This window comes from Micromonospora sp. NBS 11-29 (genome assembly GCF_002140155.1).
Taxonomy (GTDB): domain Bacteria; phylum Actinomycetota; class Actinomycetes; order Mycobacteriales; family Micromonosporaceae; genus Micromonospora.
Genome location: NZ_NAPR01000006.1, coordinates 19,880 through 36,306, shown reverse-complemented (window position 1 = coordinate 36,306; position 16,427 = coordinate 19,880). Strand labels below are relative to the sequence as shown.

Annotated in this window: 8 protein-coding genes and 1 pseudogene; all 9 read left to right on the top strand. The window is 73.9% G+C overall.

The window, feature by feature from the left end:
* Position 1: 1 nt before the first annotated feature.
* The 9 genes and pseudogenes from lysA to B1205_RS07770 all read left to right on the top strand — a co-directional run bounded on the left by lysA (position 2) and on the right by B1205_RS07770 (position 16,404).
* Positions 2–1,411, top strand: a complete 1,410-nt coding sequence (gene lysA / locus B1205_RS07810; protein WP_089155012.1) for a diaminopimelate decarboxylase — start codon at positions 2–4, stop codon at positions 1,409–1,411.
* Positions 1,408–2,657, top strand: a pseudogene (locus tag B1205_RS07805) (homoserine dehydrogenase). Before lysA ends, B1205_RS07805 begins: the two are co-directional and overlap by 4 nt.
* Positions 2,658–2,774: 117 nt before the next feature.
* Complete coding sequence (thrC, locus tag B1205_RS07800) at positions 2,775–3,824, top strand: threonine synthase (RefSeq protein ID WP_089155011.1); 1,050 nt, start codon at positions 2,775–2,777, stop codon at positions 3,822–3,824.
* Between the two features lie 125 nt (positions 3,825–3,949).
* A complete protein-coding gene (locus B1205_RS07795) occupies positions 3,950–7,192 on the top strand; it encodes an efflux RND transporter permease subunit (RefSeq protein WP_089155010.1) in 3,243 nt (1,080 codons plus the stop codon).
* A 105-nt stretch (positions 7,193–7,297) separates the two neighbouring features.
* Positions 7,298–8,119 (top strand): polysaccharide deacetylase family protein, encoded by an 822-nt coding sequence (locus tag B1205_RS07790; protein ID WP_089155009.1) that lies wholly within the window; start codon positions 7,298–7,300, stop codon positions 8,117–8,119.
* Positions 8,120–8,128: 9 nt separating this feature from the next.
* Positions 8,129–9,367 (top strand): MFS transporter, encoded by a 1,239-nt coding sequence (locus B1205_RS07785; protein WP_089155008.1) that lies wholly within the window; start codon positions 8,129–8,131, stop codon positions 9,365–9,367.
* Between the two features lie 60 nt (positions 9,368–9,427).
* Positions 9,428–10,330: a homoserine kinase gene (gene thrB, locus B1205_RS07780; RefSeq protein WP_089155007.1), complete on the top strand. Its 903-nt coding sequence runs from the start codon at positions 9,428–9,430 to the stop codon at positions 10,328–10,330.
* Positions 10,331–10,668: 338 nt separating this feature from the next.
* Entirely contained in the window at positions 10,669–12,816 is a 2,148-nt protein-coding gene (gene rho / locus B1205_RS07775; protein WP_089155006.1) for a transcription termination factor Rho, read from the top strand.
* 138 nt (positions 12,817–12,954) lie between these two features.
* Positions 12,955–16,404, top strand: coding sequence for a phosphodiester glycosidase family protein (locus B1205_RS07770; protein WP_089155005.1), 3,450 nt, complete (start codon positions 12,955–12,957; stop codon positions 16,402–16,404).
* The last annotated feature ends 23 nt before the right edge of the window (positions 16,405–16,427 follow it).

Genomic DNA, 16,427 nt, shown 5'->3' with positions numbered 1-16,427 from the left:
CATGCGTGCACACGAGGCCGGTGCCCTGCACGGCGACATCGGCAACCGGGAGCCCGCCTGGCTGCGTACCCCGGTCGACGTCAACGCCCTGGTGCCGCAGCTCTGGCCGCGCCACGTCGCGCGCGGCCCGGCCGGCGCGCTGACCGTCGCGGGCCTGGACGTCCGCGACCTGGCCGCCGAGGTCGGCACCCCGGCGTACGTGCTCGACGAGGACGACCTGCGCGGGCGCTGCCGCGAGTTCCGCGCCGCCTTCGGCGACGCGGACGTCTACTACGCCGGCAAGGCGTTCCTCTGCCGCGCGGTGGTCCGCATGATCGCCGAGGAGGGGTTGTTCCTCGACGTCTGCACCGGCGGTGAGCTGGCGACCGCGTTGTCGGCCGGGATGCCACCGGAGCGGATCGGCTTCCACGGCAACAACAAGTCGGTGTCGGAGCTGACCCGGGCGGTGGACGCCGGCGTGGGCCGGATCATCGTCGACTCGTTCACCGAGATCGACCGGCTCACCGCGCTCGCCCGCGAGCGCGGCGTGCGCCCCCGGGTGCTGGTCCGCGTCACCGTCGGCGTGGAGGCGCACACCCACGAGTTCATCGCCACCGCGCACGAGGACCAGAAGTTCGGCTTCTCCCTCGCGGGCGGGGCAGCCGCCGCGGCCGCCTTCAAGATCCTCGACGAGGACGTGCTGGAGCTGCGCGGGCTGCACTCGCACATCGGCTCGCAGATCTTCGACGCCAGCGGCTTCGAGGTCTCCGCCCGCCGGGTGCTCGCCCTCCAGGCGCAGATCCGCGACGCCCGCGGGGTGGAGCTGCCCGAGCTGGACCTGGGCGGAGGCTTCGGCATCGCGTACACCACCCAGGACGACCCGGCGTCGCCGCACGACCTGGCCAAGCGACTCCGCAAGATCGTCGACGGGGAGTGCGCGGCGGAGAACCTGGCCGTGCCGCACCTGTCCGTCGAGCCGGGCCGGGCGATCGTCGGGCCGGCCGTGTTCACGCTCTACGAGGTCGGGACCGTCAAGTCCGTGCCGCTGGGCACTGGCGGTGGCGCAGCGGATGGTCGTGCTTACGTGAGCGTGGACGGGGGGATGAGCGACAACATCCGGACCGCGCTCTACGACGCGTCGTACTCGGCGACCGTGGCGAACCGCGCGTCGACGGCGGAGCCGATGCTCGCCCGCGTGGTGGGAAAGCACTGTGAGTCCGGGGACATCGTGGTGAAGGATGAATTCCTGCCCGCCGACGTGCAGCCCGGAGATCTTGTGGCGGTGCCCGGCACCGGCGCCTACTGCCGCAGCATGGCCAGCAACTACAACCATGTGCCGCGCCCCCCGGTGGTCGCCGTGCGTGACGGCCGGGCCCGGCTGATCGTTCGCCGGGAGACGGAAGACGACCTGCTCGCATTGGATGTGGGATGACCTCACCGGTTCGCTTGGCACTGCTCGGCTGCGGCACGGTCGGCAGCGACGTGGTCCGGCTGCTGCACGAGCAGTCGGCCGACCTCGCCGCCCGGATCGGCGCCCCACTGGAGATCGCCGGCATCGCCGTCCGCCGGCTCGGCCGTGACCGGGGCGACCTGCCGGTCGACCCGGCGCTGTTCACCACCGACCCGCTCGGGCTGATCAAGCGGGACGACGTGGACGTGGTGGTCGAGGTCGTCGGCGGCATCGAGCCGGCCCGGGGCTGGCTGGTCGAGGCGCTGCGCGCGGGCAAGAGCGTNCCGCCGAGGGCGGCGCCGACCTCTACTACGAGGCCAGCGTCGCCGGGGCGATCCCGCTGCTGCGCCCGCTGCGCGAGTCGCTGCACGGCGACCGGATCACCCGGGTCACCGGCATCGTGAACGGCACCACCAACTTCATCCTCTCCGCCATGGACGCCACCGGCGCCGGCTTCGCCGAGGCGCTGGAGGAGGCCACCGAGCTGGGGTACGCGGAGGCCGACCCGACCGCCGACGTGGAGGGCTTCGACGCCGCCGCCAAGGCCGCCATCCTCGCCTCGTTGGCGTTCCACACCCGGGTCACCGCCGCCGACGTGCACCGTGAGGGCATCACCGAGGTGACCGCCGCGGACGTGGCCAGCGCCAAGGCCATGGGCTGCACGATCAAGCTGCTCTGCATCGCCGCGCGGGGCGTCGACGAGGCCGGACGGGAGACGGTGAACGTCCGGGTCCACCCGGCGATGATTCCGCTCACCCACCCGCTCGCCAGCGTCGGTGACGCGTTCAACGCGGTCTTCGTCGAGGCCGACGCGGCCGGCCAGCTCATGTTCTACGGGCGGGGCGCGGGCGGCGCGCCCACCGCCAGCGCCGTCCTCGGCGACGTGGTCGCGGTGGCCCGCAACCGCCTCGCCGGGGTGCACTCGGCCAGCGAGTCGGCGTACGCGGACCTGTCGGTGCGGCCGATGGGCGAGGCGCTCACCCGCTACCACATCAGCCTCGACGTGGCCGACCGGCCGGGTGTGCTGGCGGCGGTGGCCGGCGTGTTCGCCCGGCACGAGGTCTCCATCGCCACCGTCCGCCAGGGGCCGACCGGCGGCGACGCCGAGTTGGTGATCGTCACCCACGTCGCGCCGGACGCCGCGCTCGCGGCCACCGTGCACGAGCTGCGCGGGCTGGACACCGTCCGCTCGGTCAGAAGCGTGCTGCGGGTCGAGGGCGGCGCGTAACGTCGGCGTCCCGCCTGATGGTTAGGGCCGGGTGTGCCGGTGGCCGGTCCGGCAGGCTGGTCCACGCTGTTGGTGGGCCCCGTGCGACCGGGGGCGGGGAGAGGCGAGGAGCGCGACATGTGGCGAGGGCTGATCGAGGCGTACCGGGACCGGCTGCCGGTCACCGATGCCACTCCCGTCGTCACCCTGCACGAGGGGAACACGCCGCTGCTGCCGGCGCCGGTGCTCTCCGCCCGGGTCGGCGCGGACGTGTGGCTCAAGGTCGAGGGGGCGAACCCGACCGGCTCGTTCAAGGACCGGGGCATGACGGTCGCCGTCTCCAAGGCCGTCGAGGCCGGCGACAAGGCGATCATCTGCGCCTCCACCGGCAACACCAGCGCCTCCGCCGCCGCGTACGCGGCCCGCGCCGGGATCACCTGCGCGGTGCTGGTGCCGCAGGGCAAGATCGCGTTGGGCAAGCTGGCCCAGGCGTTGGTGCACGGCGCGAAGCTGCTCCAGGTGCAGGGCAACTTCGACGACTGCCTCGGGCTGGCCGGCAAGCTCGCCCAGGACTTCCCGGTCGCGTTGGTCAACTCGGTCAACATCGACCGGCTGCACGGGCAGAAGACGGCCGCCTTCGAGATCGTCGAGGCGCTCGGCGACGCGCCTGACATCCACTGCCTGCCGGTCGGCAACGCCGGCAACATCTCCGCCTACTGGATGGGCTACTCCGAGGACCTGCGCGACGGCAACGCCACGAAGACCCCCACGATGTACGGCTTCCAGGCGGCCGGCGCGGCCCCGATCGTCACCGGCCAGATGGTGCCGGAACCATCCACCATCGCCACCGCCATCCGCATCGGCAACCCGGCGAGCTGGACCAAGGCCATCGACGCGCGGGACGCCTCCGGCGGGCTGATCTCGGCGGTCACCGACCGGGAGATCCTGGCGGCGTACCGGCTGCTGGCCCGCGAGGTGGGGGTCTTCGTCGAGCTGGGCAGCGCGGCCAGCGTCGCCGGCCTGCTGCAACAGGCCGCCGCCGGCCGGGTGCCGGCCGGGTCGCGGGTGGTGTGCACGGTCACCGGCCACGGCCTGAAGGACCCGGAGTGGGCCATCTCGACGGCCCCGTCGCCGGTGACCATCGCCAACGACGCCCTCGCCGCCGCCCGCTCCCTCGACCTGGCCTGACCCGGCCGACCCGAGGCGGCCCGGCCAGGCAACGGGATGGGGCCCGGGGCGGGTGCGGGGAGCGTGGTCGGGTGCGGCAGACTCAGGGCAACCCCTCCACCTTCCCTCAGGAGTGAGTAACGCCCATGTCGCTGCTCGCCAGATTCAGTCTCGCCAACCGGGGCCTGATCGCCTTGATCGCGTTGGTGACCACGGCGTTCGGGGCGTTCGCCGTGCCGTCGCTGAAACAGCAGCTACTGCCGTCGCTGGAGTTTCCCGCCGCGTTCATCGTGGCGACGTACCCGGGCGCGGCGCCGGAGATCGTCGAGTCCCAGGTCGCCGAGCCGATCGAAAACAGCCTCCAGGGCATTCCGGGGCTGGACAAGGTCACCTCGACCTCCCGGGAAGGCGCGGTCACCGTCCAGGTTGAGTACGAGTTCGGCACCGACCTGGACGACGTGGTCAACAAGATGGAGACCGCGATCAACCGCGCCCAGCTCCCGGAGGGCGTCGACCCGCAGGTGATCGCCGGCAGCACGGACGACCTGCCCGCCGTGGTGGTCGCCGCGACCGGTGACGGCGACGAGCGGGCGCTGGCCGAGAAGCTGCGTACGGCCGTCGTCCCGGAGCTGGAAGGGCTGGACGGGGTCCGCACGGTGGACATCACCGGCGCCCGGGACCAGGTGGTCACGATCACGCCCGACCCGGCGAAGCTGGCCGCCGCCAAGGTGGCGCCGACGGCCGTGGCGCAGGCGTTGAAGACCAACGGGGTGGCGGTGCCGGCCGGCGCGCTGGCCGACGGCGACCGGTCGCTGCCGGTGCAGGTCGGCACGCCGATCCGGGCCCTGGACGAGCTGCGCGGCATCGTGCTCACCACCGCCCCCGCCGCTCCGGTACGCCTCGGCGACGTGGCCCGGGTGGAGCAGCAGCTCGCGCCGGCGACGTCGTTCACCCGCACCAACGGCAAGCCGAGCCTCGGCATCGCGGTCACCGCCAGCCCGGACGGCAACGCGGTCGGCATCTCGCACGACATCCGCGACCGGCTGGACGACCTGAAGGCCGCCTCCGGCGCCGAGCTGACCGTGGTCTTCGACCAGGCCCCGTTCGTCGAGCGGTCCATCGAGAGCCTCACCACCGAGGGCCTGCTCGGCCTGGTGATGGCGGTGGTGGTGATCCTGGTCTTCCTGCTCTCGATCCGCTCCACGCTGGTCACCGCGGTCTCCATCCCGCTGTCGGTGCTGGTCGCGCTGATCGTGCTCTGGTCCGGCGACTACTCGCTGAACCTGCTGACCCTCGGCGCGCTGACCATCGCCGTGGGGCGGGTGGTCGACGACTCCATCGTGGTGTTGGAGAACATCAAACGGCATCTGGAGTACGGCGAGGAGAAGCGGGACGCCATCCTGGCCGCGGTCCGTGAGGTGGCCGGTGCGGTGACCGCCTCCACGCTCACCACGGTCGCCGTGTTCGCGCCGATCGCCCTGGTCGGCGGCTTCGTCGGGCAGCTCTTCGCGCCGTTCGCGATCACCGTGACGGTGGCTCTGCTCGCCTCGCTGCTGGTGTCGCTGACCGTGATCCCGGTGCTGGCGTACTGGTTCCTCCGGCCGCGCGGCCGGGCCGATGACGCCGCCGCCCGGCGGGCCGCCGAGGAGAAGGAGCTGCGTAACCCGTTGCAGCGGGCGTACCTGCCGGTGATCGGCTTCGCCACCCGTTCCCGGAAGACCCGGTGGGCCACGGTGGCGGCCGGGCTGCTGGTGCTGCTGGGCACGTTCGGCCTGGCGCAGAAGCTGGACACGAACTTCCTGGACGACTCCGGTCAGGACACCCTGGCCATCCGGCAGGAGATGCCGGCCGGCACCGGGCTCGCCGGCACCGACCGGGCCGCGGCCCGGGTCGAGGAGGTGCTGAAGCGTACGCCGGGGGTGGAGACCTACCAGGTCAGCGCCGGCGGTGGGGACAACCCGTGGGCCGGCGGTGGCAGTGACCAGGCCTCCTGGTCGCTGGCGCTCTCCGACGACACCGACGCCAAGGCGGTGCGGGAGGTGCTGCGCAAGGAGTTCGACGCGCTCGGCCCGGAGGTCGGCGAGTTGACGTTCGGCGGGGGGCAGAACGCCTCGGCCAACCAGGTCGAGGTGGTGGTGCAGGCCACCGACCAGGAGGCGTTGACCCGGGCGGCGGAGGAGGTCCGGGCCGCGATGGCCGGCACCGCCGGGGTGGAGGACGTCACCACCGGCCTGGCCACCCGGGTGCCCCGGGTCGAGGTGACCGTGGACCGGGTCGCCGCGGCCCGCGCGGGTCTGACCGAGGCGGCCGTCGGGCAGCTCGTCGCGCAGACGTACCGGGGGGCGCCGCTGGGGCAGGTCACGCTGGACGGCACGGCGCAGAACGTGGTGCTCAGCACCGGGGCCCGACCGCCGGTGAGCGTGGCCGAGCTGCGGGCGTTGCGGGTGGGCCCGGTGACGTTGGACGCGATCGCCGACGTCAACCAGGTGGACGGGCCGCAGCAGGTGACCCGGATCGACGGTGAGCGGAGCGTCTCGGTCACCGGCACGGCCACCGGCTCGAACCTCGGTGCCACCACGCAGGAGTTGCAGAAGAAGCTGGACGCGCTCGACGTGCCGGGTGCCACGTACGTCATCGGCGGGGTGAGCGCCGACCAGGCGGACGCGTTCGCGGACCTCGGCCTGGCCGTGCTGGCGGCCATCGCGATCGTGTTCCTGATCATGGTGGGCACGTTCCGTAGCCTGACCCAGGCGTTGATCCTGCTGATCTCGGTGCCGTTCGCGGCGACCGGGGCGATCGCGCTGCTGCTGGCCACCGGGACGCCGTTGGGCGTGCCGGCGCTGATCGGCGTGCTCATGCTGGTCGGCATCGTGGTGACCAACGCGATCGTGCTGCTCGACCTGATCAACCAGTACCGGGCGCAGGGCATGGGCGTGACCGAGGCGGTGGTCGAGGGCGGCCGGCGCCGGTTGCGGCCGATCCTGATGACCGCGGTCGCCACCGTGTTCGCGCTGCTGCCGATGGCGTTCGGGCTCACCGGTGAGGGCGGGTTCATCTCCAAGCCGCTGGCGATCGTGGTGATCGGCGGTCTGCTCAGCTCGACGCTGTTGACGCTGGTCCTGGTACCGACGCTCTACACGATGGTGGAGCACACCAAGGGTTCGTTCCGGGCCCGCCGTCGGCGTGCCCCGGAGCCGGCCGAGCCGGCCGAGGGTCCCGACACCCCGGCTCCGGTGACCGTCGGCGCCGGTGCGGCGCCGGCGGAGTCGGCGGGCCCGGTCGCCGCGCCACCGGCCCGGCCGTCGGGCGCGCTGGTCGACGGTACGGACCAGTTCGAGGTGTTGCGCCTGCCGAAGAGCCAGCGTTCCCCCCTCCCGCCGGAGGAGTGAGGCAGGTGGGGCTCCCGCCCGGCGGGAGCCCCACCGACCCATCGACGCCGGGGCATGCTCCGGGTACCCTCGGTGAACTGGTGCCTACCGAAGGTGCGAGGTGCGATGGCGGACGGGGCGGGCCGTTGGCGCCGGCGGGCGTTGTTGAGCCGCTCCGCGCTGCTCCTCGGTGGCGCCGCGTTCGGGTCCGCCGCCACGCTGGAGGCCGCCCGGGTGACCGATCGGCGATCCCGGCTGGGCGACGGTCCGGCCAGCACCACCGCGGGCAACCGTCGACAGGACGTCGGCGCCGGTGACGTGCGGGTGGTCTGGGACGTCCCCGTCGGCACGCCGCTGGTGGCGCTGACCTTCGACGACGGCCCCCGGCCACAGTGGACCCCGATGGTGCTCGACATCCTGGCCGAGCACCGGGTCCCGGCGACGTTCTTCCTGGTCGGCGAGCGGGCCCGCCGGCACGCCGCCCTCGTGCGGGGCCGGCTGGACGGACACGAGGTGGGCAACCACAGTTGGGCGCACCACGACCTCGCCCGGATGGACCCCGCCGCGGTCCACGACGACCTGCGCCGCAGCCACGACGCCATCACGTCGGCCACCGGGCTCGCTCCCCGGTTGCTCCGCCCGCCCTGGGGCCACCTCGGTGGCGCGGTGCTGCACGCGGCGGCCCGGCTGGACTACCGCCTGGTGCTCTGGTCGTTGCAGATGGTCGAGCGCGAGTTCCCGCACGACCCGGCCGGGCACGCCCGGCGGATCGTCGGCGACGTCCGGCCCGGCACCATCGTGCTCGGCCACGACGTCGGCGACGAGCGGCGTCTGGTCGCGCTTGCGGGCCTGCCCGACATGATCACCGGCTTGCGGGCCCGGGGCTACACCTTCGTGACCGTATCCGACCTGCTGAGCCGTGCTGCCGGCCCGGGTGCGGCCCGATAGGGTGCCGGCGTGTCACCCACCCTCTCGGTCCTCGTCCGCAACCGCGACTTCCGCAACCTCTTCCTCGCCGAGCTGGTGGTCTTCGGCGCCGACTGGTTCGTCATGGTGCCGCTGCTGGTGCTCCTGCCGGAACTGACCGGCAGCGGGGTCTGGGGCGCGCTGGTGCTGGCCGTGGACACCGGCACCACCGCGTTGCTGCTCCCGTACGCCGGCACCGTCGCCGACCGGCTCGACCGCCGCAAGGTCATGATGGCGGCGAACGTGGCCGCGCTCGCCGGCATCCTGCTGCTGCTCGGCGTGCGCAGCGCCGGGACGGCGTGGCTGGCGCTGGCGGCGATCGCGATCGTCGCGGTGGCGAAGGCGTTCTACTCACCCGCCGCGCAGGCCGCGCTGCCCAACGTGGTCGACCCGGCGGACCTGGCGGCGGCGAACGCGGTCGCCGGCTCGGCCTGGGGCACGATGACGGTGGTCGGCGCGTCGCTCGGCGGCATCCTGAGCGCCGCCGCCGGCCCGTACGCCAGCTTCTGGGTGGCCGCGGCGGGCCTGGCCGGGGCGGTGGGACTGGCCGCGATGATCCGCCGGCCCCTGCAGGCGCCCCGGGATCCGGCCGCGACCGTGCCGCGCACCTGGGCGGCGATCCGCGAGGCGCTCGCCTACATCGCCCACCGGCCGCGCGTGCTCGCCCTGGTCACGGTCAAGTCGGCGGTCGGCCTGGGCAACGGGGTGCTGACCGTCTTCCCGCTGCTCGCCGCCGTGTACGGCGTCGGTCCGGCCGGCGCCGGCCTGCTCTTCGCCGCCCGGGGCGCCGGGGCGCTGGTCGGTCCGATCCTGATGCGGCGGGTGCTCGCCAACCGGGCCTGGCTGCTGACCGGCCTGGCGCTGTCCATGTCGATGTACGGCCTGGCCTACCTCGGTGCCTCGGCGGTGTCCTGGTTCCCGCTGGTGCTGGTCCTGGTCTTCCTGGCGCACCTGGGTGGCGGCAGCAACTGGGTGCTGTCCAACTACGCGCTCCAGGGCGAGGTGCCGGACCGGCTGCGCGGCCGGGTCTTCGCGACCGACATGATGCTGGCGACGCTCGCCATCGCGATCAGCCAGCTCGTGGTGGCGCTGGTGGTGGACCGGGTGGACGAGCGTTCGGTGCTGGCCGGCTGCGGTCTGGTCACCGTCGTCTACGCGATCGGCTGGCGGTTCGCCACCCGGCGTCTCTCCCTCACCGACCCGGTGCAGGCGCCGGTGCGGGCCGGTTGAGGGGTGCCCACGCGCCGGGCGGCCCGGCGGGTTGTCGGGGCCACGTCCTAGCATGAGCCCGTGCCGACGACTTTCACCCCCGCTCCGGTCCGGGTCCGGGTGCCCGCGACCAGCGCCAACCTCGGGCCCGGTTTCGACGCGCTCGGGCTGGCCCTCGGCCGGCACGACGAGGTCACGGCCGAGGTGACCGACGGCGGCGTGCGGGTGACCGTCACCGGTGAGGGCGCCGGCGACCTCCCGGCGGACGAGCGGCACCTGGTCGTCACGGCGATGCGGGCCGCCTTCGACGTGCTCGGCGCGCAGCCCGCCGGCCTGGCGCTGGCCTGCGTCAACCGGATCCCGCAGGCCCGCGGTCTCGGCTCGTCCTCGGCGGCCATCGTGGCCGGCGTGCTGGCGGCCCGCGCGCTGGTCGCCGACGGCGGGCAGCGGCTGGACGACGACGCCGTGCTGCGGCTGGCGGCGGAGCTGGAGGGCCATCCGGACAATGTCGCGCCGTGCCTGCTCGGCGGCTTCACGATCGCCTGGACGGAACCGACCGGCGCCCGGGCGGTCTCGCTGCCGACGGCGCCGGCCGTCCGCCCGACCGTCTTCGTGCCCGCCGAGCGGGGTCTGACGGCGGAGGCCCGGGCCGCCCTGCCGGCCACCGTGCCGCACGCGGACGCGGCCTTGAACGCGGGCCGGGCGGCGCTGCTGGTGCACGCGCTGACCACCGACCCGACGCTGCTGCTGCCGGCCACCGTCGACCGCCTCCACCAGGAGCAGCGCGCCCCGGGCATGCCGGCCACGGCGGCGCTGGTCGGCGCGTTGCGTGCGGCGGGTGTGGCGGCTGTGGTCAGTGGGGCCGGCCCGACCGTGCTGGCGCTCTCCGAGGTGCCGGCGGGATTCGACGCGGGAACAGATTGGCGCTGCTGGGAGTTGCCGATAGATGTCAGCGGGGCCCGGGTTTCCCGGGGTAGACTTTGACACGCCGAGCGGGACCCTGTTGCCGCAGGTCGGAAGAGTTGATTACGCTCTAGACCAGCACAGCCGCGAAGCATGCGATCTTCCTGCGGTTCGGCGCACCCCCGAAGCTCTCGGCGGTAAGCCCGTCACCCCTGCCCAAGGCCCACGCCGCACCGCAGTTTCCACAGGTCGCCGCAGACGGCGAGACCTGCTCACCGATGGTGGTGAGTCGGGAGACCGACCGGCTGCTGTGTCACAGACTCCCGCGACGCGTCCATGCGAGGCGGGTGCACCGAGGCCGCCCGGCCACCTGGTTCCACGACTCCGGGCAGCCCCGGCCTATCGAGGGAAGGAATCCATTGAGCGACACCACCGACGTGACGTCGGATGTTTCCAACGTCGCTGGCGATGCCACCACCGCCGCCCCCACCCGTCGTCGGCGTAGCGGTACCGGCCTGTCGGCGATGCTGCTGCCGGAGCTCCAGAGCCTGGCCGCGTCGCTCGGCATCTCTGGTACGGCTCGCATGCGCAAGGGCGAGCTGATCAGTGCGATCACCGAGCGGCAGCAGGGCGGCGCCGCCGCCGGAACCCCTCGACCGCGGGCCGAGGTCGCGGCCGCGGCCGCTCCCGCCCGCGAGGAGGTGCACGCCGAGGTTCGCGAGGAGCGGGCCGAGGCCGAGCGTCGCCCCGCCGAGCAGGCGCCGGCCGCCGAGGTGACCGAGGGTCGTACCCGGGGTCGCCGCAGCCGGTCTTCCGCCGTGACCGCCGAGGCGCGGCCGGCCGAGACGCGCGCCGAGGAGGCTCCCGCCGAGACCGGCGACCGGGCCGAGCGCGGGAGCGACCGGGCCGAGCGCGGTGGCGACCGTGCCGAGCGCGGTAGCGACCGTGCGGAGCGCGGCGCTGACCGGGCGGAGCAGGCCGGCGACCGGGGTGACCAGGGCGGTGAGCGGGCCGAGCGTGCTGAGCGCAACGACGGCCGGGGCCGCGAGCGGGCCGACCGTAACGAGCGTGCCGACCGGGGCAATCGCGCCGAGCGGGGCGAGCGTGCCGACCGCGGCGAGCGTGCCGAGCGGGGCGACCGTGACGAGCGCACCGACCGTGCCGAGCGGGGCGAGCGCAACGACCGGGGCGAGCGTGCCGAGCGGAGCGACCGTAACGACCGGGGTGACCGCAACGACCGGGGTGACCGCAACGACCGCGGTGACCGTAACGACCGGGGTCAGCGCGCCGAGCGGGACAACGACGGCGACGACGACGAGAACGGCGGCCGGCGGGGCCGGCGCAGCCGGTTCCGTGACCGTCGGCGTGGCCGCGGCGAGCGGGGCGAGAGCGAAGGCAGCGCCGGCGGTGGCCGCGAGCCGCAGGTCGGCGAGGACGACGTGCTCGTGCCGGTGGCCGGCATCATCGACGTGCTCGACAACTACGCCTTCGTCCGGACCACCGGCTACCTGGCCGGCCCGAACGACGTGTACGTCTCGATGTCGCAGATCAAGAAGTACGGCCTGCGACGCGGTGACGCCATCACCGGCGCGGTGCGTGCCGCGCGCGACGGCGAGCAGCGGCGCGACAAGTACAACCCGCTGGTCCGGCTGGACACCATCAACGGGATGGAGCCGGACGAGGCGAAGCGCCGGCCGGAGTTCTACAAGCTCACTCCGCTCTACCCGCAGGAGCGGCTGCGCCTGGAGACCGAGCCGCACATCCTGACCACCCGGGTCATCGACCTGGTGATGCCGATCGGCAAGGGTCAGCGTGCGCTCATCCAGTCGCCGCCCAAGGCGGGCAAGACGATGGTGTTGCAGGCGATCGCGAACGCGATCACCCGTAACAACCCGGAGTGCCACCTGATGGTGGTGCTGGTGGACGAGCGGCCCGAAGAGGTCACCGACATGCAGCGGTCGATCAAGGGCGAGGTCATCGCGGCCACGTTCGACCGGCCGCCGCAGGACCACACCACGGTGGCCGAGCTGGCGATCGAGCGGGCGAAGCGGCTGGTCGAGCTGGGGCACGACGTGGTCGTGCTCCTCGACTCGGTGACCCGGCTGGGCCGGTCGTACAACCTGGCGGCGCCGGCCAGCGGCCGGATCATGTCGGGTGGTATCGACTCCACCGCGCTGTACCCGCCGAAGCGCTTCCTCGGCGCCGCGCGCAACATCGAGAACGGCGGCTCGCTGACCATCATCGCCACGGCGCTGGTGGAGACCGGTTCGATGGCGGACACGGTCATCTTCGAGGAGTTCAAGGGCACCGGCAACGCCGAGCTGAAGCTGGACCGGAAGATCGCCGACAAGCGCGTCTTCCCGGCGATCGACATCAACCCCACCGGCACGCGGAAGGAAGAGGTCCTGCTCGCGCCGGAGGAGTTGGCGATCATCCACAAGCTCCGCAAGGTGCTGCACTCGCTGGACTCGCAGGCGGCGCTCGATCTCCTGCTGGACCGGCTCAAGCAGTCCCGCACCAACATCGAGTTCCTGATGCAGATCGCGAAGTCCACTCCGGGGGAGTGAGCTGACCGACCGACGACGAGGGGCACGGCCGACGGCCGTGCCCCTCGTTCGCGTACCGGCTCCCCGAGCGTGAAGTTTTTCTACGGTTAAGTCGGGAGGTATTGAAACTTCTATTCACGGTCGGGTTGACTGTCGGCCATGCGATTGCGCAGTCGATCCCTCCGTTCCGCCGGCGTCCTGCTGCTGACGCCGCTGCTCACCCTCACCGCTCCGGTGTCGCCGGCCCCGGCGGCCACCCCGCTGACCACGGCGGCCACGGCCACGGCGGCCGAGGACGCGCCGGCGGCCTCCTCCCGGCCCGAGTCGGCGGTCGCGCTGGCCGCGGTGGAACCCGCCGGCGGCCTGGAGACCGCGAAGACCACCCGGCCGGTCGCGCCCGGACTCGACCTGACCTCCTTCGACCGGTACGACGCCGCCGGCTGGCTGCGCGCCGACGCGCTCACCGCCGACCTGTCCGGCGGGTTGACCGTGGACTACGTCAACTCCGGCGCGGTCACCCGGGACGAACCGCTGCGGGCGGCGGTGGACCGGTCCCGCGCCGTGGCGGCCGTCAACGGGGACTTCTTCGACATCAACAACTCCGGCGCCGCCCAGGGTGTCGGCATCCGTGCCGGTGAGCTGGTGCAGTCGCCGGTCGCCGGGCACCCCAACGCGGTCGGGATCGGCGCCGGCGGTATCGGCCGGGTGGTCGAGGTCGGCTTCGAGGGCAGCGCCGCGCTGCCCGCCGGCCCGGTGCCGCTGACCCAGTTCAACAACATGGTGCAGCGCGACGGCGTGGGCGTGTTCACGCCGCTCTGGGGCGCGTACCCCCGGCAGCGTGCGGTCGACGGCGCGGCGCGGGTGGTCGAGGTGACGGTGACCGGCGGGCGGGTCGCCGCGGTCGCCACCACGGCGGGGGAGGGGCCGATCCCGGCCGGCAGCACGGTGCTGCTCGGCCGGGAGGCCGGGGCGGACGCGCTCGCCGCGTTGCGTCCCGGCGACGCGGTGGACCTGTCCTGGCGTCCGCGCGCCTCCGACGGCGGCGACCTGCGCGCCGCCGTGGGCGGCGGGAACGTGCTGGTCCGGGACGGTGTGGTGCAGAGCATCGCCGACCAGTCGCTGGCTCCGCGTACGTCGGTCGGCTTCTCCGCCGACGGACGCCGGATGATCATGCTGACGGTGGACGGCCGGCAGGTCGACAGTCGCGGCGTCACCCAGACCGAGATGGGCCGGATGATGGTCGAGCTGGGGGCCGCGAACGCGCTCAACCTCGACGGCGGCGGCTCCTCCACACTGCTGGCCCGGGAGCCCGGCGCGGCGGCGGTCCAGGTGGAGAACAGCCCCTCCGACGGCAGTGAGCGGCCGGTGCCGAACGGGCTGGCCGTCTACGCGCCGAAGGGCAGCGGCCGACTCACCGGGTACTGGCTGGAGACCGCGAGCGACCCGACCGCCGCGCCGGGCGTCGCCCCGGTCCGGGGCGGCCGGCCGGACCGGGTCTTCCCGGGCCTCACCCGCCGGCTCACCGCCGCCGGCCACGACGAGACGTACGGGCCGGCGGTCGGCGAGCCGCGCTGGCGCGCCACCCACGGCCGGGTGGACGGCGACGGCGTGTTCCGGGCCGGCAGCCCCGGCCGGAGCACCGTCACCGCCGCGCGCGGGCCGGCCCGGGGCACGCTCGACCTGACCGTGCTCGGCCCGCTGGCGCGGATCGACGCCACCGTCGACCGGGTCGGCCTCGACCGGGCCGGCGACACCGGCCTGTTCGGCGTGGTCGGCTACGACGCCGAGGGCAACACCGCGCCGATCGAGCCGGCCGACCTGAAGCTGGAGTACGACCACGACCTGCTCGCCGTCACCCCCACGGCGGACGGCAACCTGGCCGTCGAGGCGCGCGGCGGGACCGGCTCCGCGCTGGTCACCGCCCGGGTCGGGTCGCGTACCACGGTGCTGCCGGTGACGGTCGGGCTGACCGACGTGCCGGTGGCCGGCTTCGACGACGCCGCGTCCTGGCGGTTCAGCCAGGCCCGCGCGTCCGGCGCGGTCGCCCCGGCGGACGGGCACACCGGCGCCGGCCTGAAGATGTCGTACGACTTCAGCCAGTCCACCGGCACCCGGGCCGCGTACGCCGACCCGCCGGCCTGGATCGACGTGCCCGGCCAGCCGCAGGCGTTCGGCATGTGGATCAAGGCGAACGGCACCGGCGAGTGGCCGAGCCTGCACCTACACGACGCGCAGGACACCCAGTTCGTGCTGCGCGGCCCGTACCTGGACTGGACCGGTTGGAAGTACGTCGAGTTCGCGGTGCCGCCCGGCGTGCAGTACCCGGTGCGGGTGCGCCGGTTCTACGTGGCCGAGACCGACCCGGCGAAGCAGTACCGCAGCGAGGTGGTCATCGACGACCTGGTGGCCCGGGTGCCGCCGGACGTGCAGGCCCCGCCGGAACCGAACCGCACCGACCGGGTGGTGCTGCGTGACGGCACCGTCGACGGCGCGCCCTGGCGCTTCGCGGTGCTCTCCGACGCCCAGTTCGTCGCCGCCGACCCGGACAGCGAGCTGGTCGCCCAGGCCCGCCGTACGCTGCGCGAGGTCCGCGCCGCCCGGCCGGACTTCCTGATCATCGACGGCGACTTCGTGGACACCGCGTACCCGGCGGACTTCGCGCTGGCCAAGCGGATCCTGGACGAGGAGCTGGGCGGCGAGGTGCCCTACCACTACGTGCCGGGCAACCACGAGATCATGGGCGCCCCGATCGACAACTTCCGCAGCGTGTTCGGGGACACCAAGCGCGTCTTCGACCACCGGGGCACCCGGTTCCTCACCCTGAGCACGGCCACCGGCTCGCTGCGCGGGGGCGGCTTCGACCAGGTGGAGCTACTGCGCCGGACGCTGGACGAGGCGGCTGCCGACCGCGCCGTCGGCTCGGTGGCGGTGCTGTTCCACCACCCGCCGCGCGACCCGAGCCCCGCCAAGGCCAGCCAGCTCGGCGACCGGAAGGAGGCCGCGCTCGTCGAGCAGTGGCTGGCCGACTTCCAGCACCGCACCGGCAAGGGCGCGTTGATGGTCAACGGGCACGTCGGCACGTTCCACGCCGACCGGGTGGACGGCGTTCCGTACGTGATCAACGGGAACGCGGGCAAGGACCCGTCCACCCCGGCCGGGCTCGGCGGCTTCACCGGCTGGACCGAGTTCGGGGTGGACCCGGTCACGGCGCGGGAGGCGGAGCGGGCCCGCCGTGACCCACTCGCGGAGGGACCGGAGTGGGTGGTCGCCGAGACGCACGCCCACGTCGACCGGCTCGCGCTGGACGCGCCGGCCCAGGTGCGCCTCGGAACCCCGGTCACGGTGCCGGCCACGCTCACCCAGCCCGGCGGCCGGAAGGTGCCGGTGGGGCCGCCGGTGAGCGCCGACTGGGCCGGCTCGCCCAATCTGCACATCGGCGGCGCGGCCGGGGTACGCCCGTGGCACGTAGCCCGGTTCGACCCGTCGACCGGGCAGCTCACCGCGCTGCGGGCCGGCGCACGGATCCTGCTCACGGTCACCGTCAACGGCGTACGCGCCGAGGCGGCGGTGGCCACCACCGCGGCGACGCAGGCGCGCCCCGCCGCGTAGGTCCCCCGGTCGGGGGAATGCGG

What these genes read in the sequence shown, in the direction of transcription:
- lysA (WP_089155012.1), top strand. Translation starts at nt 2, where the DNA reads ATGCGTGCACACGAGGCCGGTGCCCTGCACGGCGACATCGGCAACCGG.
- thrC (WP_089155011.1), top strand. Translation starts at nt 2,775, where the DNA reads ATGTGGCGAGGGCTGATCGAGGCGTACCGGGACCGGCTGCCGGTCACC.
- B1205_RS07795 (WP_089155010.1), top strand. Translation starts at nt 3,950, where the DNA reads ATGTCGCTGCTCGCCAGATTCAGTCTCGCCAACCGGGGCCTGATCGCC.
- B1205_RS07790 (WP_089155009.1), top strand. Translation starts at nt 7,298, where the DNA reads ATGGCGGACGGGGCGGGCCGTTGGCGCCGGCGGGCGTTGTTGAGCCGC.
- B1205_RS07770 (WP_089155005.1), top strand. Translation starts at nt 12,955, where the DNA reads ATGCGATTGCGCAGTCGATCCCTCCGTTCCGCCGGCGTCCTGCTGCTG.